Raw genomic sequence first — 22,965 nt, 5'->3', positions numbered from 1 at the left:
TCGGACGAGGGCCTGGACCTCGCGGTGGACACGGTCAACCACCGGGTGTACGTCGCCGGGAAGACCGCCTCGGACGACTTCCCGAGTCAGACCGGGCGCTACTCCCGTGCCGATGTGTCCGATGCGTTCGTCACCCGGGTGGATGTTTCCTCGGACAACGTTCCGGCCATCACGTGGTCGCGGCTCATCGGGAAGCTCGGAAATCGACGAGGGCTTCGCGGTGGCGCTCGAGGGGTCCGCCGTCTACCTGGGCGGAATCATCGGTTCCAACGACATCAAGCTGACCGTGGACAAGTTCCGCTCGTCCTTCCATTCCGGCTCGGACGACGGCTTCGTCACGAAGCTGCGTTCCGACACCGGTGAGGTCGAGTGGCTGTTCTACGTGGGGGGCGACGGCAAGGACGATGTCCGCGACCTCCTGGTGCGCGGTGACACCACGGAGCTCATCGTCGTGGGCAATACGAACTCCTCGAATTTCGCCGCGCGTGACAGAACGGGCGACGTCTACGTGCTCCGGCTGGAGTCGGTGGGGGGTTCACTGGCCGGAACGGTGCAGGCCGTGGGACGCGCGGGCTCGCTCGACGAGACGACCGGCCAGGCCGCGATGGACGTGAACCACAACGTCTTCATCGGAGGCTCGACGGAATCCTCGAGGGACTTCGCCACCCTGTATGGCTGGGACACCGAATACTCGGGTTCGTCCGAGGGCTTCGTCGCCATGTGGTTCCCGGGCGAGAAGACGCCGTTCTGGATTTCCTACCTGGGTGGGTCCAACTCCCTGGCGGGAGGGGCGGAGTCGGTGCGAGGGGTGGCCGCCAGCCCGTTCGGGATGCTCACCCTGTGCGGGAGTTCCTTCGCGGCGGACCTGATGCGCGCCACGTCGGGCTTCGAACGTGAAGCGAGCGAGAAGGAGAACGGCTTCCTCTTCCGGGTGGTGACGGACACCTCGGACCCGAGAGCGGGCACGGTGAACCTCACGCTCAACGGCGAGGGCCACCTGACGGCGCAGTGGTCCGGCTTCGTGGACGAGGAGACGGACGTCGTTGGCTACGAGTGGGCCATTTCCACCCAGGGGAGCCCCGGTCCGGACCTCACCTTCCAGCGCGCGGACCTCGTGACGACGACGGTCACCGCCAGCGAGGTGGCCCAGCCGGAGATGACCTATTACGCCCATGTGCGCGCCATCAATGGCGTGGGCGGCCGCTCCCCGGTCATTTCGTCGCCGGGCTTCACGGTGCCGGTGCCGGTGCCGGTGCCGGGCGGTGGAGATGGAGGAGCCGGGACGGACGGCGAGGTCGAGGTGCTCGCTCCGCTCGGCTGGGGTTGCGGCAGCACGGGGAGCGGCGGCGTGGCGGGAGCGCTCGGACTGGTGGTGCTGGCCCTGCTGTCGCCGCGCCGTACGCGCGTGGCCCGGGGAGGTTCGCGGGGGTGAGGCCCGGAGTACCGAGGCTTCGGGCGGCTCGCGCCGCCGGAAGGCCTCGCCTCCTTGCGTGTAGGGCGTCAGCATTTGTTTTCTCTGGAGAGGGGCGCTCGTGTCTCGTCATCTGTACGGTTTGGTGGCCGCGGCCGGAGCCATCCTCGTGTCGTGGGTGGCGCTGAGCCAGCCCGCGTCTTCCAGTGCTTCGGCCATGGAGCCACCAGCCCAACGGATGGCGCCCGTCTTCCGGCCGGGCATCGCCCCGGTGCCCGCGGGCACGCAGGGACACTATGAGCTGCGCCACCTGCGCTCGCGAGCCGTCTTCACCGACAGGGGGGTGGAGGTGCATCTGCCCTCGCGGACGCAGCCGTCCCGCACCGTGGGCTGGAGCGTGGCGGGTGGGCGTCAGGTGCGGCCGCGGGCGGAAAAGCCGCGGGAGACGAACCTGCACCGGCGGGTGGGGCCGCAGAAGTCCTGGGAGTCGGAGGGGCCTGCCTACGGCAGGCTGCTCTACCCGGGGGTCCGGCCGGGCGTGGACCTGTGGTTCGAGGAGCATGTCGAGGGCGTGGAGTACGGCTTCCGGGCCGGGCGCGGGGCGGACCTGAAGCGGGTGAAGCTCGAGTACGACGGCGCTCGCCAGGTGCGGGTGGTGGACGAGGGGCGGGCGCTGGAGGTGGTCCTGGACGAGGGCGTGCTGCGCGAGGAAGGGCTGCACTGCGCGCAGGAGGAGGCGGATGGCACCCCGTATGCGGTGGCATGCCGGTTCACGGACGCACGCCCGGTAGGCCGGGAGCGCTGGGCGTACGCCATCGAGGTGGACGTGGTGGAGCCGGAACGCCCGGTGGTGGTGGACCCGGTCATCCGCTGGAGCCACTACCTCGGTGGGTCTCGCGACGATGCGTTCGGGGGCATGGCCGTGACCGACGCGGGGGAGATCTTCGTCGTCGGGACCCTCATGCAGCAGGATCTCGGGACCGGCAACGACATCGAAATCGATGGGTTGCCGATGGTGAGTCCGACCGCGAAGGCCGTGCTCATCGGCAGCTTCCACGCGGATGGCGGGTTCAGGGGGTGGCGGGCCTTGCACGGGGGCGGCGAAGACATCGGCCAGGCCGTCACCATCGGCAAGGACGGCATGGTGTACGTCGCGGGTGGGACCACGTCGACGAACTTCCCCAACCTCCCCACCTACTGCCTCAACCATGGGGCGTATACCCCGGGGGTTGGTGCGCCGGTGAGGTCGGATGCCTTCGTGGCCCAGTTCGATCCCAAGGCGTTCAAGTTCCTCGGGGTCTTCCTCGTGGGGACGCCAGTGGGGAACGAGGTCGCTCACGGCATCGCCTCCGGGCCGGATGGCCGCCTCTACCTCGTGGGGCAGACCTCCTCCCCGGTGTTTCCCGGTGACGCCTTGGCCCCGGATGCGGGCGTGGACGCAGGCGTGGACGCGGGCTCGGGCGGGGACGAGGAGCCGTATGATGCCGGCGTGGAGGGGGGGAGGGACGGGAGCGTGGATGCGTTCGTGACGCGGCTCCTTCCTTCCGTGCCCTCCGTGGATACGGGGTTCACGTGCCCGGGCGGCCCCGAAGCCGCCACGTTGGAGTGGTCTATCGTGGGGCGCGGGTCCCATGATGATGTCGTCTACGCGGTCGCCCTGGATGACGCGGGCAAGGTCTACGTCACGGGCAGGACGGCCTCCCTGGGAATGCTCCCGGCGCTCTCGGTCACACGGCAGCACGCGGGGGACGCGGGCAACGACGACGTCTTCGTCGCGCGAGTGGACCCGGATGCCGGTACGGTCGAGAAGAGCCTCTACCTGGGAGGCCTGGGGAACGAGGAGGGGCGTGCGCTCGCGCTCAAGGGGTCCGGCAGTACCAGCCTCTTCGTGGGTGGGACGACCCGCTCGGCGGGCTTCCCGCTGATCACGGGCTCCGGCGTCTCCATGTCCGATGCTTTCGTGGTGGCGCTCGACAAGGACACGTTCGCCCTGCAGGGCTCGAGCACTTTCGGAGGCGCCGAAGGAGATGACGAGGGGCTGGCACTGGCCGTCGACCGAAGCGCCGTGGCCGGGAAGAACATCGTCTACCTGGGGGGGAGGACCACCTCGGCGAATGACTTCCCGTTCGTGGCTGCCTTCGACACGCGCTTCGGCGCGGGCCTTACCGAGGGGTTCGTGGCCCGGCTGGAAGTGGATGCGGGCGCTCCCTCGTGGGCGACGCTGGTGGGGGGCGAGAAGGATGACGCGGTGCTCGCCCTGAGCAATCAGCTCCCGGGGCGCCTCCTGGTCGGTGGCACCACCAGCTCCAGTGACCTGGCTCCGGGCACGAGCGGCGGGAAGGCGCCGGCCGGCGAGGGTGACCTGTTCCTCCTCCAGGTGGATCTAACCGCGGACGGGGGAACGAATCCCGGCGAGGACGCGGGGACGGATGCGGGCGAGGACGCGGGGACGGAGGCGGGCGATGACGGGGGAACGCGGCCCGACGATGACGCTGGGACGGGTGCGGGCGAGGACGCGGGCCCGCTCCGCTCTCCCCTGGGTTGGTCCTGTGATGCCAGTGGAACCAGCGGTGGGCCGGGTGCCCTCTTGCTCGGCATTCTCGCCGGGTTGGCGCTGCTTGCTCGCCGCCGGACGCGGGCGGACCGCCCCGGATGAGGGGAGGACACTGATTCGTTCTCTTTTGTAGGGGGGCTGCCGTGTCTCATCGTTCGTTGGGTGTGGTGGCCGCAGCCGCGGCGATCCTCGTGGTGTGTGGGGCGATGGGCCAGCCCGGGTCTTCCAGTGCTCCGGCCGTGGTCCACCCGGCGGACCCGCTGAAGGCGCCCGTCTTCCGGCCGGGCATCGCCCCGGTGTCCGAGGGTCCGGCGGGACGGTACGAGTTGCGCCACCTGCGCTCGCGCGCGCTCTTCACCGACAGCGGCGTGGAGTTGCGCCTGCCCTCGCGCACCCAGGAGTCACGAGCCCTGAGCTGGCGCGTGGCCGGTGGGCGTCCGGTGCCGCCCCGGGCGGAGAATCCCCGGGAGGCGAAGCTCCACCGGTTCTTGGGGCCGGAGGCCTCCTGGGAGCGCGATGTGCCCACCTACGGCGGGCTGCGCTACCCGGGCGTGCTGCCCGGGGTGGAGCTGTGGTTCGAGGAGCGTGCCGAGGGCGTGGAGTACGGCTTCCGGGCCGAGCGCGGGGCGGACTTGCGGCGGGTGGAGCTGGAGTACGACGGTGCGCGGGAGGTGCGGGTGGTGGAGGAGGGGCGGGCGCTGGAGGTGGACCTGGGGGAGGGCGTGCTGCGAGAGCAGGGGTTGCACTGCGAGCAGGAGGGGGCGGACGGGGTGATGAAGGCGGTGGGTTGCCGCTTCGCGCACGCACGGCCCGTGGGCCAGGACCGGTGGGCGTACGCCATCGAGGTGGACGTGGAGGACCCCGAGCGTCCGGTGGTGGTGGACCCGCTCGTTCTCTGGAACACCTATCTGGGGGGCCGCGGTAGCTACAACGCGCTCCGGGCCATCCAGCAGAACAGCACGGGGGATGTCTTCATCGTCGGGACGACCGACACGCCTCCGCTCAGCCCGCCGCTGGATGTGAGCCGTGCTTTCGGCGGCCTGGGGGGCGTGTCCGATGTGCTCGTCGCCAGGTTCAACAGGGACGGTGGGCTCATCTGGTCGGCGCTGCTCGGCGGGGGCGGGGGTGATGTCGGCATGGCGCTGGCCATCGGTGACGCGGGTGAGCTGTACATCGCGGGCAGCACGGGTTCTCCGGACTTCCAGCGGCAGTTGCCCGATGGAGGAACGGCGAGCAGTCCCACCCTGGGGTTGGTGGATGGCTTCGTCGCCCAGCTCGATCCCACTGGAACGCGGCTCGGCTGGTTCGTGCGCCTGGGCGGCAACAACGTGGACTTCGTCAACAACCTGCTCCGGACGCCCGACGGCCAGTTGTACGTCATCGGGGATACCACCTCGACGAACATCCCGAACCTCAAGGGCGTCACGGATCCCACCATCCGGGGGGAGGAGGGATTCATCACCCGCATCAACCCCGACGTGACGCCCATTGCGCCGCTCTGGACCGTGCTCGTCCAGGGGCCGGGGAACGAGTCCCTGCACGGTCTCGCGCACGACGGCTCCGGCACGCTCTACGTCACCGGACGCACGGCACCCCTGTCGGGGGGCTCCCAGGATGCGCTCGTCGCCGTCGTCAATGGGAGCGGCACCCTCTCTCCCAGCATCGCGAAGCAGTTCTCCCTGGGCGGCGGCAGGTTCGACGAGGGGCGTGCCGTGCGCATCGCGGGCCCCTCCACGCAGCAGGAGGTGCAGGTGTTCGGGACCACCGAATCGACTGACTTCGCCGGTGGAGCCAGGGGCGGTTCCGATGTCTTCGTGGCGACGTTCCCGGCCTATGCATCCGACAGCAACATGCCCCAGAAGAAGCTGGGGCTGCTGGGCAGCACGGCGGGGGTGGAATATCTCTGGAGCCTGACGGCCGATGGCGCTGGGCGGGTCTACATCGGTGGGACGACCACCTCGCTGCTGGGCTTTCCCACCAGCACGGCATTCGACTCCTCCTACTCCGGGGGGGCGTGGGATGGGTTCGTGGCGAGGGTCAACCTCGATGCGCAGCCCGTGCTCGAGTGGGCTTCGTACGTCGGAGGAGAGGGGGAGGAGGAGGTCTATGCGCTGCAGGTCGACAGACTGAACCCGGCGCGGCTGCTCATCGGCGGCTCCACCAGCTCGACGGAGCTGATGTACTCGGACGCGGGCTACGACACGACCCCGAATCTCGACTCCCCCAAGGAGATGTTCCTGATGACGGTGGACCTGGATGCTCCGACGCCGGAGCCGCCGGACGGGGGAACACCGCCGCCGGACGGGGGAACACCGCCGCCGGACGGGGGAACACCGCCGCCGGACGGGGGAACACCGCCGCCGGACGGAGGGGGGACGCCCGTGCCGGATGCCGGGGAGCCGGGACCGATGCGGTCCCCGGTGGGCTGGTCCTGTGATTCCAGCACCAGCGGAGATGGGCCGGCGGCGCTCGCGCTCACGGCGCTGGCCGTGCTGATGCTGCTCGTCTCCCGCCGGAGGCTGCGCGCCTGACGGATTCCGGGTCCGGTCTCCCGGGCGCGCTTTTCACGAAGTTGTCCAACAGTTGGACAAGTTCGTGCGTTCCGGCACCGGGCGGGCGGCCGTGCCCGGCATTAACCTCCTCGCCGCGCGGAGGAGGCAGGCACATGGCGAATGCGACGGGCACGGCGCTCGTGACGGGTGGCAACCGGGGGATTGGGCTCGAGGTCTGCCGGCAACTGGGCCGGCTCGGCATGCGGGTGTTGCTGACGGCCCGGGACATCGCCGAGGGCGCGAAGGCCACCGCGTCCCTGCACGCCGAGGGGTTGGACGTCACCTTCGAGCCGCTCGACGTCACGTCCCAGGAGAGCCTCCACCAGTTGGTGGACCGGCTCGAGCGCCAGGACACCCGGCTCGCGGCGCTCGTCAACAACGCGGGCCTCGCCATGGAGGGCTTCGACGCGAACGTCGCCGAGCGGACCCTCGCCGCGAACTTCTTCGGAGTGCTGCACGTCACCGAGCGCCTGCTGCCGATGATGGAGGATCACGGCCGCATCGTCATGGTGTCGAGCGGGGTGGGGGAGCTGGAGGGGCTGTCCCCCGCGCTCCGCCAGCGCTTCGAGCCGCCCCCGCCCAAGGAGGAGCTCGTCGCGCTGCTGCGGACGTTCGTCGACGACGTGCGGAGCGGCGAGTACGCGCAGCGGGGCTGGCCGGGCTCGGCCTACCGGGTCTCGAAGGTGGGGCTCAACGCGCTGACGCGCCTGCTCGCGGAGGAGCTGAAGCCGCGTCACATTCTCGTCAACGCCGTCTGCCCCGGCTGGGTGAAGACGCGCATGGGCGGAGCGCACGCGCCGCGAGGGGTGGAGGAGGGCGCGGACACGATTGTATGGGCCGCAACGCTTCCCCCGGACGGGCCCTCGGGCGGGTTCTTCCGCAACCGCCGATCCATTCCCTGGTAGTCCGGGCTCTCACTCCAGCGCAACGCCGCCGCCATGTCGGCACGGGTGGGCAGGCGCTTCCCTCGGAAAACCCGCCTGGCCGCCTGCCCGTTTTTCTCACGAAGCGAACACTGGTCCACAGATTGGGTAACGCTTTGCCGCCTGGTGGAAGGCCGGGCGCCCAAGAGGGCGGTTCTCGTGGAGTGTCTCCCTTGCCGCCCCCCCATCCCCCTCCCATAATGGCCCTCACCTTTCCCGGAGAGCACGTGCAGGTCTACCGAGCCAGAACACTCTTGGCCGTGACGGTCGCCATTTTCGTCACGCTTCCGCGAGCGGGTGTCGCCGCGCCGGACGACAAGAAGCGCGCGGAGCGCGAGGCCCTCAAGGCCTCGTTGATGCAGGTGCTGCAGCGCGAGCCCCTCAGCGCCAGCCGCGTGGCCGTCCACATGATGAGCCTCGATGACGGCAGCGTGGTGTTCAGCCACAACGCCGACGAGTTGCTCAACCCCGCTTCCAACGTGAAGCTCGTCACCTCGGCGGCGGCGCTCGTCACGCTGGGGCCCGAGTACCGCTACGAGACCGAGTTCCTCGTGGAGGCCGAGTCCGATGGCCTCAAGGCCAAGACGCTCTACGTGCGTGGCAAGGGGGACCCCTCCGTCACCACCGAGCGCCTCTTCGGCATGGTGAACGATCTCTTCCACACCGGCCTGCGCGAGGTGCAGGAGATCATCGTGGATGACTCCTGGTTCGACGCCGAGCGCACGCCGCCCGGCTTCGATCAGGAGGACTCGGACCGGGCCTACATGGCGCCCACGGGTGCGCTGAGCCTCAACTGGAACGCGGTGGGCGTGTACCTGCGCCCCGGTGACGCCATCGGCGCCAAGGGCGTGGTGGAGATCGAGCCGCAGAGCGAGTTCTTCGTGGTGGAGAACGCGCTGACCACGGGCAATGCCCGGGCGCGCCGCTTCTCGGTGGCCTCGGATGCCGCGGGGGCGCAGCAGAAGATCGTCGTCCGGGGCCAGGTGCCGGTCGGCGGCGCCTACATGAGCGTGTACAAGAAGATCGACAACCCGCCCATGTACTTCGGCCAGACGCTCAAGCAGATGCTGAACGCGCGGGGCGTGAAGGTGAAGGGCAAGGTGAAGCCGGGAGTCACGCCCACCAAGGCGAAGCTGGTGTACGTGGCCCAGTCGGACACCTTCGACATCATCCTCAAGCGGCTCAACAAGCTCTCGAGCAACTTCGTGGCCGAGACGCTCCTCAAGACGATGGGCGCCGAGGCGCGGGGCGCGCCGGGCAGCTTCGCCAAGGGCATCGACGTGGTGGAGGACTTCCTCTCGCGCGAGGTGGGCATCCCCCGCGGCACCTACGTGATGAAGAACGGCAGCGGCCTCAACGACGCCAACCGTTTCTCGGCCACGCAGTTCGACCGCATCCTGCGCCACATGTACGAGCGCTTCCCGCTGGCGCCCGAGTACCTGTCCTCGCTGGGCATCGCCGGCAAGGACGGCACGCTCAGGTACCGCTTCGACGGGACGGAGGCGGTGGGCCGGCTGCGCGCGAAGACGGGCACGCTGGAGAACGTGTCGGCGCTGAGCGGCTACGTGCAGGCGGCCGGTGGGGAGAAGTTCATCTTCTCCATGATGGTGAATGACTACCCGGGCCGCTCTGGCCCCGTGGTGCGCGGGCTGGATGCGCTGGGCGCGGCGGTGGCCTCGGTGGGCTCCACCATGGGTCCCGGGCGCGCGGTGGCGGAGCTGGCCAGCGGCGAGCAGTCCAGCAGCTCCCAGGCCGAGGTGGTCAGCCGGGTGAAGACGTACCTGGCGCTGGGCAGCCAGCGGGATGCGCGCAACATCGGCTTCCTGCGCACGGCGTGGCGCAGCGAGCGCGACCCGGCGGTGCGGGCGGTGGTGGCCGAGAGCCTCTACCAGTCCAATCCGCAGGACTACCTCGGGGTGCGCACGCTGCTGGACAGCTACTCGGCGGGCACGGACGTGTATGGCCGGCTGCGCTCGGTGGCACGGGAGCTGTCGGTGGAAGTGCCCGGCCTGGGCAGCATGGTGGAGCTGGCCGCCAGCGGAAACGCCGAGGCGCTCTCGCGCGTCATCGAGCTGGCCTCGGCCGCCTCGGGGGATGCCTCCTCCGAGTCGGAGATGGCCGAGGGCCTGACGGCGGTGGCCCGCACGGCGCCCGAGGAGCTGGTGCTGGCGCTCAAGGGCGCCGCGGTGAAGGACCGCGAGACGGCCACCACGCTGCTGGCGCGGGGGCTGGTGCAGGCCGGTGAGGCGGAGCACCCCTTCTGGAAGGCGCTCAAGAAGAGCCTGGGCTCCACCGACACGAAGCTGGCGGACTTCGCCCGCTCGCTGGATGGGACGCTGTCGCGCAAGGTGGCCGAGGAGAAGGCCCCCAAGCCCCTGGTGCCCGTGCAGGTGGTGGCGCCGGCCTCGGCCGTCCAGGTGGGGCCCGCGGGCATCGAGCGCACCGCCGATACCCGTCCGGGCGGGTGAGCGTGGCTCCTGGCCGCTTGCCCGTCCCTCGTCCCAGCGGTGAACGGATGACCGGGTGAATCCCTGTTCAGGTGGGGACTCGCCCGGTATGCTATAGGGCGAGTCCGGTGGTGGGTGTTGGACCCCCACCCGACGCAATGTGACCGGTCCGTGGTGGACCGGTCCTCGTGGAAAGGCAAGGCATCATGGCTGGAGGAGTCAACAAGGTCATCCTCATCGGCAACCTGGGCGCGGATCCGGAGGTGCGTTTCACCCCGGGCGGCCAGGCGGTGGCCAACTTCCGCATCGCGACCAGCGACACCTGGACCGACAAGAACGGCCAGAAGCAGGAGCGCACGGAGTGGCACCGCATCGTGGTGTGGGGGAAGCTCGCGGAGCTCTGCGGTGAGTACCTGAAGAAGGGCCGCCAGTGCTACGTCGAGGGCCGCCTGCAGACGCGGGAGTGGACCGACAAGGAGAACCGGAAGAACTACACCACCGAAGTGGTGGCCAACGCGGTGACCTTCCTCGGCGGCCGTGATGGCGCCGGAGCGGGCGCGGGCGGTGGTGGCGGTGGTGGTGCACGCGGCGGCTACTCGCAGCAGCGCGGGGGCGGCCAGCAGCAGGGCGGTTACGACGACTACGGTCCTCCGCCCATGGGGATGGATGAGGGTGGCGGCGGTGGCGGCAACGGCGGCGGGGACGACGACATCCCGTTCTAGGTTGCGCGCCTCGGCGCCTGGAAGTGAAACGGCCGCTCCCGGGAGACCGGGGCGGCCGTTCGCCTTGGGGGAGGGCGGGGACTCAGTGGTCCGTCTGCACGCCACGCGCCTGCATGATGCGGGCACGCTCCTGCATGACCTCCTCGGTGCCGCCGGCCTTGTAGAGCGCGAAGAGGGCGCCCCAACCCATGCCGAGCAGCACGAGGAAGATGACGATGGACCAGGGCTCGAAGCGGCGCATGGAGCGCTCGGAGGCCAGCAGGCCCCAGCCCATGGCGAAGCCCTGCAGACCGTTGGCCAGGTGGTAGGCCGTGCCCAGCACGCCCAGCGTGTAGACCATGATGGTGGGCGCGTGCCAGCGCATCTCGTAGGCGATGGCGGCGAAGGGCTCCGCGCCGCCGTAGATGAGCCGCGGCTGGAGGAAGGCCAGCCAGATGTGGGCGCCCAGGAAGAAGAGCACGCCCACGGCGGCCACGCGCTGAACGAGGTACTTGACGTTGCCGTAGTAGGGGTAGGCGATGTTGTTCGGCCTGAAGCTGAACATGCGCACCAGGCCCCAGCCGGTGTGGAAGAGCAGCGGCAGCATCACGATGATGAACGTGAGGGCCTGCGCGTACGGGTGCTTGTACTGGGTCACCGCCGTCTGCCAAGCCGCGCCACCGTAGAAGGCGGCGAGGTTGTCCCAGAGGTGGTTCACCACCCAGATGCTCAGCGGCACCATGGCGAGGAACGAGCCCAGGCGGGACTGGAGGAGCGGTGTCTTCTGGGGGACGGCGGTAGCGGTGGCGGCGTGCGTGCTCATCGGTACTCCGGACATCGCGCGGTTGGGGGCCGCATGAGTGACAGTCGGACGGACAGGGGGTTATAGCCCTTCCGGCGCGAGGGGAGGATTTTCTGCCATGAGTGGAGGCAGTCCGGGCGCACGGAGGTATCAGCCCGGGTGATGCTTCCCAGGAGGCCCCGCTGGCCGGAGCCCGGCCGGGGGAGCCCCGGGTCTGAATGTCATTGGCGAGCGGCTCGCGGGTGGGCACGCTACTTCCAGACCTTATGGCCGATGAACTCGTCAGTGGATTGTTGAAGGAAACCGACCTGCGCGTGGTGCTCGTCACCGCCAGTGAGCTCGCCCGGCGGGCGCGCGAGCTGCACCGCTCCGCGACGGCCTCGGCCTTGCTGATGGCGGAGGGCCTGGCCGCCGGAGCCCTGCTCGCCTCGCAGCAGAAGAGCGACTCGCGCGTCAACCTGCAGCTCGAGTGCGACGGCCCCCTGCGGGGCCTCTTCGTGGACGCGGACACCACGGGCGTGCTGCGCGGCTACGCGAAGAATCCCCTCGTGTCGCACCTGGGCGCCGAGGGCGCGTACCACTGGCGTCCGGCGCTGGGGAACAAGGGCTTCCTCTCGGTGCTGCGCGACCTGGGAGGAGGGGAGTACTACCGCTCGGCGGTGGAGCTCGAGGCCTTCGACCTCGCGAGGGACCTGGAGCGCTACTTCGCCATGTCGGACCAGTTGCCCACGCGCGTCTACCTCACCGTGCTGCCGGGCCTGGCCGATGGCGCCCCCGAGCCGCTGGGCACCGTGGCGGGCCTGTTCCTCCAGCCGCTGCCGGACGGGGATCAGGCGGCCTTCCGGGAGTTGGGAGACAGGCTGGCCCGGGACTTCGAGCCCACCCTGAAGGCGCATGGCGGCCAGGGGGCGACGGCGCTCCTCAAGGCGCTGGTGCCCCATCCGGACCTGGAGGTGATGTCGCGCTACCCCGTCTCCTTCACGTGCAGCTGCAGCAAGGAGCGGGTGAAGCGGGCCCTGGTGACCATGGGCCGGGCGGAGCTGGAGGACATCCTCGCCAACGAGGGCGAGGCCCGGGCGGACTGCCACTTCTGTACGACGCACTACGTCGTCACGGGGGAGGAGATTCGCGAGATTTTGGCGTCGATGGCCCAGGCGACGAGCTGAGCCGGAGCCGTCGAGCAGGCAGGCAGGCTCCGGCGGGAGTGGCGGCACCGGGCCGCCCGGGGTATGACGCGGCCCGCACCCCAGACCGGAGTCCTCCCCGTGGCCATCAAGCGGGCAACGCCCACCAAGGCACCGCCCACCCAGGCAACGCCCAAGGGCACGAAGGGCAAGCCTTCCCCGAAGCAGCAGGTGGAGAAGCTCGTCTCCATCCCGTCGGACATGATTCTCGCGCCCCAGGTGGAGGCGCCGCGCCAACTCACCGGGAGAGATCAGTCGCGCTCGAACCGGAGCGTCCAGGAGCTGTCCTGGGCGGAGTTCGATCGCGCGGTGCAGAAGCTGGCGCGCACCATCAGCCAGTCGTTCAAGCCCCAGGCCGTGGTGGGCGTGGCGCACGGAGGGGTGTTCGTGGGCGGGGCGCTGTCCAGCGCACTCGGCTGCGACTTCTACCCGGTGCGCATCAGCCGCCGCAGCCGGGACAAGGGCGCGGCCAAGCCGAAGCTGAGCGGGGAGATGCCGCGCGAGCTCAAGGGCAAGCGCGTGCTCATCGTGGATGACGTCGTCTCCAGCGGCGACACGCTGGAGCTGGCCACCGCCCTGGCGCAGAAGGTGGGCGCCCGGGAGGTGCACACCGCCTCGCTGGTGGCGCGCCCCGGTGGCTTCACCCCGAGCTTCTGCGCGCTGCCCACCGACGCGCTCGTCGTCTTCCCGTGGGACTATGAGGCCGTCACGGAGGACGAGCGCTTCGACGTGGACCCGGACAAGGCGGGCGCCTAGCCGGGAGGGAGAACCAGGGGCGAGATGATCATCGGCACCGCGGGGCACATCGATCACGGCAAGACGTCACTGGTCAAGGCGCTCACCGGTATCGACACCGACAGGCTCAAGGAGGAGAAGCGCCGGGGCATCACCCTCGAGCTGGGCTTCGCGCACCTGAAGCTCGACGACGGCACGGTGGCGGGCGTGGTGGACGTGCCCGGGCACGAGCGCTTCGTGAAGGCGATGGTGGCGGGCGCCGGCGGGGTGGACCTGGCGGTGCTCGTGGTGGCCGCGGACGAGGGCGTGATGCCCCAGACGCGCGAGCACCTGGACATCTGCCGGTTGCTCGGCGTGAAGGCCGGAGTCATCGCGCTCACCAAGTCGGACCTGCTGGCGGAGCTGGGCGCCGAGTGGCGCGCGCTGGTGGAAGCGGACCTGGCCACGCTGGTGGGAGGCACCTTCCTGGAGGGCGCGCCGGTGGTGCCCGTGTCCTCGCGGACGGGGGAGGGGCTGGACGCGCTGCGGGCCGCGCTCACCCGTGCGGCCCGGGGCCTGCCCTCGCGCCCCGCGGAGGGCCCCGCCTTCCTGCCGGTGGACCGGGCCTTCACCATCAAGGGCTTCGGCACGGTGGTGACGGGCACGCTGCTGTCGGGCACCTTCGCGGTGGAGGATGCCATTTCGCTGCTGCCGGGCCTGCCGGGCCCGTTGCGCGTGCGCGGGCTGCAGATGCACGGCGAGGCGGTGCAGAAGGTGGCGGCGGGCCAGCGCACCGCGGTGAACCTGACGGGCGTGGAGCCCGAGGCGATTGCCCGGGGCATGGTGCTGGTGAAGGCCGGCGAGGTGCCCGAGACGCACATGCTGGACGTGGAGCTGAGCCTGCTGCCCGCGGCGGAGGAGGGACTTTCCCGGCGCCGCAAGCTGCTGCTGCACCTGGGCACCGCGCAGGTGGAGGCCACGGTGGCGCTGCTCGACTTGGAGAAGCTGGAGCCGGGAGAGACGGCGCTCGCGCAGTTGCGGCTGTCCGGGCCGCTGGCGGCGTTGCCGGGCCAGCGCTTCATCCTCCGGGGCTCGCGCGCGCTGCCGGGCCGGGGCGCCACGCTGGCCGGTGGGCGCGTGCTGTCCATCACCCCGCCGCGCCGCCGCAAGGGAGGCGCCGAGGTGGTGGCCCCGTTGTTGGAGGCGGAGCCGGGCGGCCAGGTGGCGTGGTTGCTGCGCCAGACGGGCTACCGGGGCCTCACGCAGCAGGAGCTCTTCGCCCGCTCGGCGCTCGCGCCCAAGGTGCTCTCCCGGGCGCTGGAGCTGCTCGGTGCGCGGGGCACGGCGCTGCTGGTGGACAAGGAGCGGCGGCTCTACGTCTCGGGCGAGGTGTTCGAGGGCCTGCAGGCGCGCGCCCTGGCGCTGCTCGCGGCCTTCCATGAGCGCGAGCCGCTGCGCGAGGGCCTGTCGCGCGAGGAGCTGCGCCAGCGGCTGAGCGGCGAGCTGGACGCGCGCCTCTTCAGCCGGGTGGTGCAGGCGCTGGCGGACGCGGGGAAGGTGGAGGTGGACAAGGAGGTGGTGCGCCTCAAGGGGCGGGGCCGCACGCTGTCGCTGGACGAGGACGCGGCGCGCACGCGGCTGGTGGCGGACCTGTCCGGGGCGGGGTTGGCGCCGCCCACGCTCAACGAGCTGGCCGAGCGGCTGCGGTTGCCGGCGGCGCGGGTGCAGGAGTTGCTCAAGGTGGCGGTGGCCGAGGGCCGGGTGGTGCGGGTCAGCGAGGAGCTGTTCTTCGACGCCGGGGCACTGGGGGGGCTGAAGGAGCGGCTGGTTGCCCACCTGCGCGAGAAGAAGGAGATTTCCACCCAGGCCTTCAAGGAGCTGGTGGGGCAGAGCCGGAAGTTCGTCATTCCCCTCTCGGAGTACTTCGACCGCGAGAAGGTAACGCTGCGGGTCGGAGAGAAACGGGTGCTGCGGCGCGCATGACGACGAAGCATTTCAGCCAGACGGCCCTGAGGGCCCTCCTCGAGTCCCTGGGCAACCCCATGTACGTGGCGCGTGGGGGCCGGGTGTGGGCGGCCAACGACGCCTACCTGGAGATGCTGGGACGGGGCCGGCAGGAGGTGGAGGGCCGCCTCTTCCTGGAGTTCGTGCGTCCGGAAGACCGGGCGCGGCTCGAGGCGCGCTACCGGCGGCGGGAGGAGGGGTCGCTGAAGGAGCCGGGCCCCCAGCGCTACCTGATGCCCAGGGCGGATGGGGGGACGCTGGAGGTGGCGTCCTACGTGCAGGAGGTGGAGGTCGAGGGGCTGGGCGCGGCGTTGCTCATCAACTGTCTGGTGCTGGGCCAGCGGCCGGCGGAGCTGGTGGTGGCCGAGCGCCTGGTGGAGACGAGCGCGGAGCTCGTCGCGGCGCGCTCGGAGGAGGCGGTGCGGCGGGTGGCGTTGGCGGGCCTGACCGGTGCGGGCTTCTCGGCGAGCTTCCTGGTGCGGGATGGGGAGCGCTTCCTCGCCCGGGACGGAAGCCCGGCTCCGGAGGATGGGGCGCTGGGGCTGCGCGCGCTGTCCGAGGGACGGCCCGTCTTCGGCGTCGCGGACCGGGACGAGTCCACGCCCGTCTACCTTCCCCTGGGCACCACGCTGTCGGAGGTGCTGTGGGTGTCCGGGGTGGGGTTGTCCCCCTCCTACGGCTCGGTGCTGGCGCTCTTCGCCAAGGTGGTGGGGGCCGCGCTCACCGACGCGCGGCTGCTGACGGACGTGGAGCGGGGCCGGTGGGAGATGGTGGCGGTGGCCGAGGCGGCGCGCTTCGTCGCCCAGCCGGAGCCGCCCTCGCCCGAGGACTTCCTCTCGCGCCTGGCCTCGCTGCTCGGCGCCGCGGCCGTGCTGCTGTATGCCCCCGCGGTTCCCGAGGGCGAGCTCGTCCTCACGGCGCAGGTGGGGCTGGATGGGGAGCTGCGGGCCGTGCTCGCCGCGCCGCTGGGGGGCATGTCGCCGTCCGCGGTGGTGGCCCGGGGCGCGGTGCTCTCCAACGAGGCCGAGGAGTGCGCGCTGATGGAGGCCACGAGCGGCCGGCTGGGCTGTGGCGCGGCGGTGCGCCTGGCCCATGGCGGCCACCCGCGCGGGCTCCTCCAGGTGCTGCGTCCGCCCGGGCATCCCTTTGGCGGGGCGGACCTGCGGCTGCTGGGCACGCTGTCCGAGCTGTTGATGACGCTGTTGGATCAACGCCGCCTGCGCACCGAGTCCGCCCGGCAGCTCGCCGACACGCGCCTGCTGTTGGACCTGGCCCGCACCACCACCGCCACCCTGGAGGTGGCCAGCATCCTGGACGTGGCCTCGGACTTCCTCGTCAAGCTGCTGGATGTCTCCAACTGCTTCATCCTCCTGCACGACGAGCAGGCCCGGGTGCTGCGGGGAGCGGCCGCCTCCGCCACCCACCGCGACTTCTTCCGCGGCGTGGTGATTGAGTTGGATGACGCCGGCAGCGTCGCCGCGCGCGTGGCCCGCGAGCGCCGGCCGGTCTGCATGCCGGACCTGTCGAAGGTCGAGGGCATGGCGCAGCGCGAGCTCGTCCGCCGCTTCGAGGAGAAGGCCCTGCTGGCGCTGCCGCTCACCTCGCGCGAGGAGCTCATCGGCGTGGTGCTGCTGGATGACACCCGCCAGCCGCGCAACTTCGACACCGCCTTCGTCGAGCTGGCCGAGGCCACCTGCGGGCAGATCGCCCTGGCCATCGCCAACGCCAAGCTCTACGAGTCGCTCTGGGCCTCCTACGCGGAGCTGGCCGCCGCGCGCGCGGAGATGGTCCAGCGCGAGCGGCTGGCCGCGCTCGGGGAGCTGTCCGCCATCGTGGCCCACGAGGTGCGCAACCCGCTGGGCGTCATCTTCAACGCCGTGGCCTCGCTGCGCCGCCTGCTCAAGGCCGAGGGCGACGCGGCCATGCTGCTGGACATCCTCGCGGAGGAGAGCGACCGGCTCAACCGCATGGTGGGCGACCTGTTGGACTACACCCGCCCGCGCGAGCTCATCCTGCAAGCCGAGGACGTGCCCCGTGTGCTGCAGGACGGGATGGATGCCGTGGGGCCCCAGCAGCAGGGGGGCTCCCAGCGTGTCACCTTCTCCGTCGACGTGGCGGCGGACGTGCCCCGCGTGCCCCTGGACCGGCGCCTCATCCGCCAGGTGCTGGTCAACGTGCTGGTCAACGCCCTGCAGGCCATGCCGCAGGGCGGGGTCATCCACGTGCGTGCCCGCCGCGAGGCGCACGGCAACAAGGACATGGTGCGCGTGGACGTGGTGGACCAGGGCTGCGGCATTCCCACCGAGCTGGTGCACCGCGTCTTCGAGCCCTTCTTCACCACCAAGGCCCAGGGCACGGGCCTGGGGCTCGCCGTGGTCAAGCGCATCATCGAGCAGCACCACGGTGACCTGTCCCTGGAGAGCACTCCGGGCCGTGGCACCACCTTCACCTTCCGCCTTCCCCTCACCCAGCCGACGAGCCTGCCGTGAACGACGCATCGACGCCCCTCACTCGCGGTCGCATCCTGGTCGTGGACGACCAGCGCAACATGCGGGCCACCACCGCGCTCCTCCTGCGCTCCGAGGGCTATTCCGTCTTCGAGGCGGCCACGGGTGAGGAGGCGCTCACGACGCTGTCGGCCAACGGCGTGGACCTGATGCTGACGGACCTGAAGATGGAGCCCATGGACGGGCTCACCCTGCTGAAGAAGGCGCTGGAGGTGGCCCCGCGGCTGCAGGTCATCATGATGACGGCCTTCGGCTCCATCGAGAGCGCGGTGGAGGCCATGCGCCAGGGGGCCTTCGACTACGTCACCAAGCCCTTCAAGGAGGGCGAGCTTCCGCTACCGGGTGGAGCGCGCGCTGGAGCGGGCGCGGATGCAGGCGACGTTGGACATGCTCACCGGCGAGTTCAACGAGCGTCACGGCCTGAGCGCGCTGGTGGGCGGCAGCCCGGCGATGCTCGAGCTGACGCAGCGCCTGATGCGCGTGGCGCAGAGCGACGCCACGGTGCTGGTGCAGGGCGAGAGCGGCACGGGCAAGGAGCTCGTCGCCCGCGCGGTGCACGCGCACAGCCGGCGCAAGGACAAGCCCTTCGTCCCCGTCAACTGCGCCGCCATCTCCGAGACGCTGCTGGAGAGCGAGCTGTTCGGCCACGCCAAGGGGGCCTTCACCGGCGCGGTGCGGGCCCGGCGCGGCCTCGTGGAGGAGGCGCATGGCGGCACGCTCTTCATCGACGAGGTGACCGAGACGACGCCCGCCTTCCAGTCCAAGCTGCTGCGCACGCTGCAGGAGGGCGAGGTGCGGCGCGTGGGCGAGTCCACCTCCGTGTTGGTGGACGTGCGGATTGTCGCCGCCACCAACCGGGACATCGAGCTGGAGGTGCGCGAGAAGCGCTTCCGGCAGGACCTCTACTACCGGCTCAACGTGGTGACGCTGCGCGTGCCGCCCCTGCGCGAGCGCCTGGAGGACGTGCGGCAGCTGGCCGAGCACTTCCTCAAGCGGGCCAACGCGCGCGGCCCCAAGCCCAAGCGCCTGTCCGAGGCAGCGGTGGCGCACCTGCAGACCTACAGCTTCCCGGGCAACGTGCGCGAGCTGGAGAACCTGGTGGAGCAGGCGGCGGCGCTGGCCGAGGGCGAGGAGCTGCTGCCCGAGGACTTCCCGCTGCGCCCCAATGCCCGCCTGGAGGCCAGTGGCCTGGTGGGGACGGCACCCACCGCCTCCTCGCTGGACACCAGCACCCGGGTGCCCACGCTGGCCGAGGCGGTGGAGGAGGCCGAGCGGCGGGCGATTGCCCAGGCCCTGGAGCGGCACGGGATGAACCTGGGACAGGTGGCCGACGACCTGGCCGTCTCCTCCACCACGCTGTGGCGGAAGATGAAGCGCCTCAACCTGCGTCCACCCGGAGCCGATCAGCGGGAGTGAGTCTGTACGGCGGGTGTCGGGTGAGGGACACCCCGCCAGAAGTGAAATGCCCCTTCAATCTTGAAAGGCGGAAGTGCTTGAGATGATTGCGGATTTTCAATTCTGCAAAGGGATTGCAGGACTGCAATGCGGAAGAGGGGCACCCAGGGGACATCCGGACTGCCAAGTGCCTGAAGTTACTGGACTCTGAGATTCCAGAAGCGCTGGCACGACGAGTGCTAAAGCCTATCCCCGGAGCACGTCGGCGTGGCCTGAAGAGGTTCCCCCCCACCGCTTCAGCGTCCCCGATGAGCTTAATTTAGAAGAACCCGCGGCCCGGTCCCCTTTCTGAGGGGGCCGGGCCGCCTTCTTTTTGGGCCCAGGGAGTCCCGCGTTTCACTTCTGCAAAGGGATTTCAGGGCTGCAATGCAGGGCTGCAAACCGCTGGCGAGGGCAGGGGATGCCACGGCGCCAGGTGCCTGGAATCACTGGACTCTTGAGGCGCGGAAGGGCTGGCACGGCTACTGCTAGGGAGTAGATACAGAGCACGTCGAAGTGAGGCTGAAGAGGTTCCCCCCCACCCCTTCAGCACTTCCGGTGAGCTTCTTAGAAGAACCCGCGGCCCGGTCCCCTTTCTGAGGGTACCGGGCCGCCTTCTTTTCCGGGCCTCGGGCTCCACCTCGGGTGCTTTTCACTTCTGCAACTCATTTCAGCGCTGCAATGCAGGGCTGCAATCGGCCAGCGGAGCTGGGAGGCCCCCCAACTCCAAGTGCCTGGATTCACTGGCCTCCTGGGGCGGAAGTGGGCTGGCATGACGAGTGCTAAAGGATGGAGACGGAGCACGTCGAAGCGAGGCTGAAGTGGTTCCCCCCCACCCCTTCAGCACCTTCCGGTGAGCTTCTTGAGAAGACCTGCGGCCCGGTTCCCTTTCTGAGGGTGCCGGGCCGCCTTCTTTTCGGGCCCTGGGCTCGGCTCCCACCGCCACTGTCCCTCCGGTGCTTTTTCACTTCTGCAACTCATTTCAGCGCTGCAATGCAGGGCTGCAATCGGCCAGCGGAGTTGGGGACGCCCGAAAGTCCAAGTGCCTGGATTCACTGGCCTCCTGGGGCGGAAGTGGGCTGGCATGACGAGTGCTAAAGGGTAGACACGGAGCACGTCGAAGCGAGGCTGAAGTGGTTCCCCCCCACCCCTTCAGCACCTTCCGGTGAGCTTCTTGAGAAGACCTGCGGCCCGGTTCCCTTCATGAGGGTGCCGGGCCGCCTTCTTTTATACGCTCCGTGATTCGCGCCTGGGCCATTGGCGCGGAGGAGGGGGCTTCCGACATGCGCGAGGCACGAGGTGATGCGCTGGGGCTGCGGCCGGCGCGGGTAGAGGACCACGCCGACTTCGCCCGGCTGTTTGGCGAATTGGGCGTGGAGGATCCACCGCCGCCGCTGGACGTGTGGGTGTCGGACCTCGTGAAGCGAGCCTTCTTCCTGGAGGGGCCGGAGGGGGTGGCCGCGTACGCCGTCGTCGATGTCCTGGAGGAGACCGGCTACGTGGTGAACCTGGTGGTGGCTCCAGGGCAGCGGGGGAAGGGGCTGGGGCGGAAGGTGATGCGGGAACTCGCCACCTGGTTCCGGGCGAAGGGTTGCCGCGAGTGGATGCTGTACGTGAAGCCGGACAACGCACCGGCGCTGGCGTTGTATGGCTCGGTGGGGATGAAGGCGGGGCGGCTGGAGACCACGTGGCGCCTGTCGAGGGACCACCTGGAAGCCCTGCCGCTGGCGCCCGAGGCGCTCGAGGTGGTGCCGGTGGCCGGGCCGGACTTCGCTCCGCTCACCCAGGCCTTCGGGCTGGTGCCGGGCAAACTGGCCCGCTTCGCCACCCTGAGCACGCACCGGTTGCTGCGCCTGAGGGACCCGGAGCGCCCGGAGGCGGCCGGACTGGGACTGATGGATGTCCGGCCCCTGGTGCGTGTGCTGGCGCCCTTCTTCGCGGCGACGCCCGCGCACGCGCGAGCGCTCCTGGACGCGGCCTTCCTCGAGCTTGGGAGCGGCGAGGCGCTGCGCGTGGTGACGGGGGACGCGGAGTTCGGCTCCCTGCTGCGCGAGGCGGGGGCGCGGGCCGTGCTGGAGACGCTGGCGATGCGCGGGCCGTTGCCGGACCCGCAATGAAAACGCCCGGGCGGAAGCCGCCCGGGCGTGGGTGAAGCCGGAGGAGGGGTGTCTCAGCGGGTGAAGGGCAGCAGCTTCCCGGCCTGGACGAGCCACTCGGTGAGGGGGCCGGGCAGGATGCCCAGCAGCACCACGGCGACGGTGGAGACCACCAGGGCCAGCTCGGTCATCCAGCTCCGCTCGAGGACGTGAGCGCCCTCGGGCACGGGCCGCATGTACATGTAGACGACCACGCGCAGGTAGTAATAGGCGCCGGCCGCGCTGGAGAGCACCGCGATGATGGTGAGCCCGACGAGGCCCGCGTCCACGGCGGCGCGGAAGAGGATGAGCTTTCCGATGAAGCCGATGGTGGGCGGGATGCCGGCGAGCGACAGCATGAAGGCCGCCATGGCGAAGGCCCAACCCGGACGGCGCTGCGCGAGGCCGCTGAAGCGCTCCAGGTCCCAGGCGGTGCCCTTCTCCTCGTCCTCACGGCGCTCCAGCAGGGAGACGACGGCGAAGGCGCCCAGCGCGGTGAAGGTGTAGGCGAGCAGGTAGTAGAGGATGCTGCTGAGGGCTTCGCCCCGGGCCTGGCTGGCGCCGACGAGCCTCGGTGGGGCTGAGCAGCCGGAACTCCTGGCCCGCGCCGGAAGCGAAGAGGGCCGCCACGCCCAGCAGCAGGTAGCCGGCGTGGGCGATGGAGGAGTAGGCCAGCATGCGCTTCACGTTGCGCTGCGGGATGGCCAGCAGGTTGCCCGCCACCATGGTGAGCAGCGCCAGGGTGGAGAACATGGCGAAGGGCAGCTCCGGATCGATGCCACCGCCCACGCTGTCGAACACGCGCACCAGCGCGACGAAGGCGGCGGCCTTGACGCCCGCGCTCATGAGCGCGGTGACGGGGGTGGGCGCACCCTCGTACACGTCCGGCGTCCACATGTGGAAGGGCACCGCGGCCACCTTGAAGGCGAAGCCGGCGGCCACCAGCACCGCGCCCGCGTAGACGAGCGCCGCGTTGTTGGCCATGGCCGCGCGCAGCGGCACCGCCATGTCCGAGAGATGGGTGGTCCCGGAGGCGCCGTACAGCAGCGCCGAGCCGTAGAGCAGCACGGCCGACGAGAAGGCGCCGAGGATGAAGTACTTGAAGCCCGCCTCGCTCGGCCGCGTGCCGCGCCGCAGGTACGACGTCAGCGCGTAGGTGGCGATGGAGAGCACCTCGACGTTGATGAAGAGGGTGATGAGCTCGTTGGACAGGCCCAGCAGGCTCATGCCCGCGCCCGCGAAGAGCATGAGCGCGTAGAACTCACCGCGCTCGGCGCCGCGCTTGCGCAGGAAGCCGGCCGCGGTGAGCGAGGCCAGCGCCAGCGACACGCAGACGATGAACGTCAGGAAGCTGGAGAAGGGGTCCAACACCCCGAAGCCGAGGAACACCGGGCGGGCCGGCTCGGCCAGCAGCGACAGGGCCACGAAGCCGGCGATGACGGACGTGGCGGTGGCCAGCACCGCCTGGTAGCCGCGCGACGAGCTGGCGGCGAGGAACACCTCCGACAGGAGCAGGATGCAGGCTCCCACCACCAGGATGATGGCGGGCAGCAGCGGGAGGAAGTCCGCCGAGGTCAGGTTGGGCAGGTTCATGATG

At 70.4% G+C, this 22,965-nt stretch carries 12 protein-coding genes and 2 pseudogenes; 12 read left to right on the top strand and 2 right to left on the bottom strand.

Annotated elements, in window-relative coordinates; genetic code table 11:
• The first annotated feature begins 220 nt into the window (after nt 1-220).
• From ACN28I_RS22235 to ACN28I_RS22210, 6 genes are all read left to right on the top strand, one after another.
• On the top strand, nt 221-1,432 hold the full coding sequence (locus ACN28I_RS22235; RefSeq protein ID WP_420943956.1) for a hypothetical protein: 1,212 nt from the start codon (nt 221-223) through the stop codon (nt 1,430-1,432).
• 100 nt (nt 1,433-1,532) lie between these two features.
• Nucleotides 1,533-4,067 (top strand): MYXO-CTERM sorting domain-containing protein, encoded by a 2,535-nt coding sequence (locus ACN28I_RS22230; RefSeq protein WP_420943955.1) that lies wholly within the window; start codon nt 1,533-1,535, stop codon nt 4,065-4,067.
• A 41-nt stretch (nt 4,068-4,108) separates the two neighbouring features.
• Nucleotides 4,109-6,496, top strand: a complete 2,388-nt coding sequence (locus tag ACN28I_RS22225; protein WP_420943954.1) for a hypothetical protein — start codon at nt 4,109-4,111, stop codon at nt 6,494-6,496.
• A 134-nt stretch (nt 6,497-6,630) separates the two neighbouring features.
• Nucleotides 6,631-7,422, top strand: coding sequence for an SDR family oxidoreductase (locus ACN28I_RS22220; protein WP_420943953.1), 792 nt, complete (start codon nt 6,631-6,633; stop codon nt 7,420-7,422).
• Between the two features lie 245 nt (nt 7,423-7,667).
• Entirely contained in the window at nt 7,668-9,908 is a 2,241-nt protein-coding gene (dacB, locus tag ACN28I_RS22215; RefSeq protein WP_420943952.1) for a D-alanyl-D-alanine carboxypeptidase/D-alanyl-D-alanine endopeptidase, read from the top strand.
• A 185-nt stretch (nt 9,909-10,093) separates the two neighbouring features.
• Complete coding sequence (locus tag ACN28I_RS22210; RefSeq protein WP_420943951.1) at nt 10,094-10,609, top strand: single-stranded DNA-binding protein; 516 nt, start codon at nt 10,094-10,096, stop codon at nt 10,607-10,609.
• 82 nt (nt 10,610-10,691) lie between these two features.
• On the opposite strand, the gene ACN28I_RS22205 is transcribed toward ACN28I_RS22210, so the two are convergent.
• Nucleotides 10,692-11,411, bottom strand: a complete 720-nt coding sequence (locus ACN28I_RS22205; RefSeq protein ID WP_420943950.1) for a succinate dehydrogenase — start codon at nt 11,409-11,411, stop codon at nt 10,692-10,694.
• Nucleotides 11,412-11,656: 245 nt separating this feature from the next.
• Here ACN28I_RS22205 and ACN28I_RS22200 point away from each other — a divergent pair, with 245 nt between their 5' ends.
• The 6 genes and pseudogenes from ACN28I_RS22200 (at nt 11,657) to ACN28I_RS22175 (ending at nt 21,350) form a co-directional block, all read left to right on the top strand.
• A complete protein-coding gene (locus tag ACN28I_RS22200; protein WP_420948695.1) occupies nt 11,657-12,556 on the top strand; it encodes an Hsp33 family molecular chaperone HslO in 900 nt (299 codons plus the stop codon).
• A 99-nt stretch (nt 12,557-12,655) separates the two neighbouring features.
• The gene (locus ACN28I_RS22195; RefSeq protein WP_420943949.1) at nt 12,656-13,330 is read left to right on the top strand and encodes a phosphoribosyltransferase; all 675 of its coding nucleotides are present in this window, start codon (nt 12,656-12,658) and stop codon (nt 13,328-13,330) included.
• A gap of 24 nt (nt 13,331-13,354) precedes the next feature.
• The gene (selB, locus tag ACN28I_RS22190) at nt 13,355-15,271 is read left to right on the top strand and encodes a selenocysteine-specific translation elongation factor (RefSeq protein ID WP_420943948.1); all 1,917 of its coding nucleotides are present in this window, start codon (nt 13,355-13,357) and stop codon (nt 15,269-15,271) included.
• Entirely contained in the window at nt 15,268-17,781 is a 2,514-nt protein-coding gene (locus ACN28I_RS22185; RefSeq protein WP_420943947.1) for an ATP-binding protein, read from the top strand. The genes selB and ACN28I_RS22185 overlap by 4 nt, the downstream gene beginning before the upstream one ends.
• Nucleotides 17,782-17,822: 41 nt before the next feature.
• Nucleotides 17,823-19,215, top strand: a pseudogene (locus ACN28I_RS22180) (sigma-54-dependent transcriptional regulator).
• A gap of 1,301 nt (nt 19,216-20,516) precedes the next feature.
• Nucleotides 20,517-21,350 carry a GNAT family N-acetyltransferase gene (locus ACN28I_RS22175; RefSeq protein WP_420943946.1) on the top strand — a complete coding sequence of 278 codons (834 nt, stop codon included), beginning with the start codon at nt 20,517-20,519 and terminating at the stop codon, nt 21,348-21,350.
• 53 nt (nt 21,351-21,403) lie between these two features.
• Here the strand turns inward: ACN28I_RS22175 and ACN28I_RS22170 are convergent.
• A pseudogene (locus ACN28I_RS22170) lies at nt 21,404-22,961 on the bottom strand (NADH-quinone oxidoreductase subunit N).
• Between the last annotated feature and the right edge of the window lie 4 nt (nt 22,962-22,965).

Origin of the sequence: Archangium gephyra, from assembly GCF_049060025.1 — a bacterium.
Classification (GTDB): domain Bacteria; phylum Myxococcota; class Myxococcia; order Myxococcales; family Myxococcaceae; genus Archangium; species Archangium gephyra_A.
Note: the sequence above shows the minus strand (reverse complement) of the source record. Positions and strands in the feature narration are given on the sequence as shown.

What these genes read in the sequence shown, in the direction of transcription:
- ACN28I_RS22220 (WP_420943953.1), top strand. Translation starts at nt 6,631, where the DNA reads ATGGCGAATGCGACGGGCACGGCGCTCGTGACGGGTGGCAACCGGGGG.
- ACN28I_RS22210 (WP_420943951.1), top strand. Translation starts at nt 10,094, where the DNA reads ATGGCTGGAGGAGTCAACAAGGTCATCCTCATCGGCAACCTGGGCGCG.
- ACN28I_RS22205 (WP_420943950.1), bottom strand. Translation starts at nt 11,411, where the DNA reads ATGAGCACGCACGCCGCCACCGCTACCGCCGTCCCCCAGAAGACACCG.
- ACN28I_RS22200 (WP_420948695.1), top strand. Translation starts at nt 11,657, where the DNA reads ATGGCCGATGAACTCGTCAGTGGATTGTTGAAGGAAACCGACCTGCGC.
- selB (WP_420943948.1), top strand. Translation starts at nt 13,355, where the DNA reads ATGATCATCGGCACCGCGGGGCACATCGATCACGGCAAGACGTCACTG.
- ACN28I_RS22185 (WP_420943947.1), top strand. Translation starts at nt 15,268, where the DNA reads ATGACGACGAAGCATTTCAGCCAGACGGCCCTGAGGGCCCTCCTCGAG.
- ACN28I_RS22175 (WP_420943946.1), top strand. Translation starts at nt 20,517, where the DNA reads ATGCGCGAGGCACGAGGTGATGCGCTGGGGCTGCGGCCGGCGCGGGTA.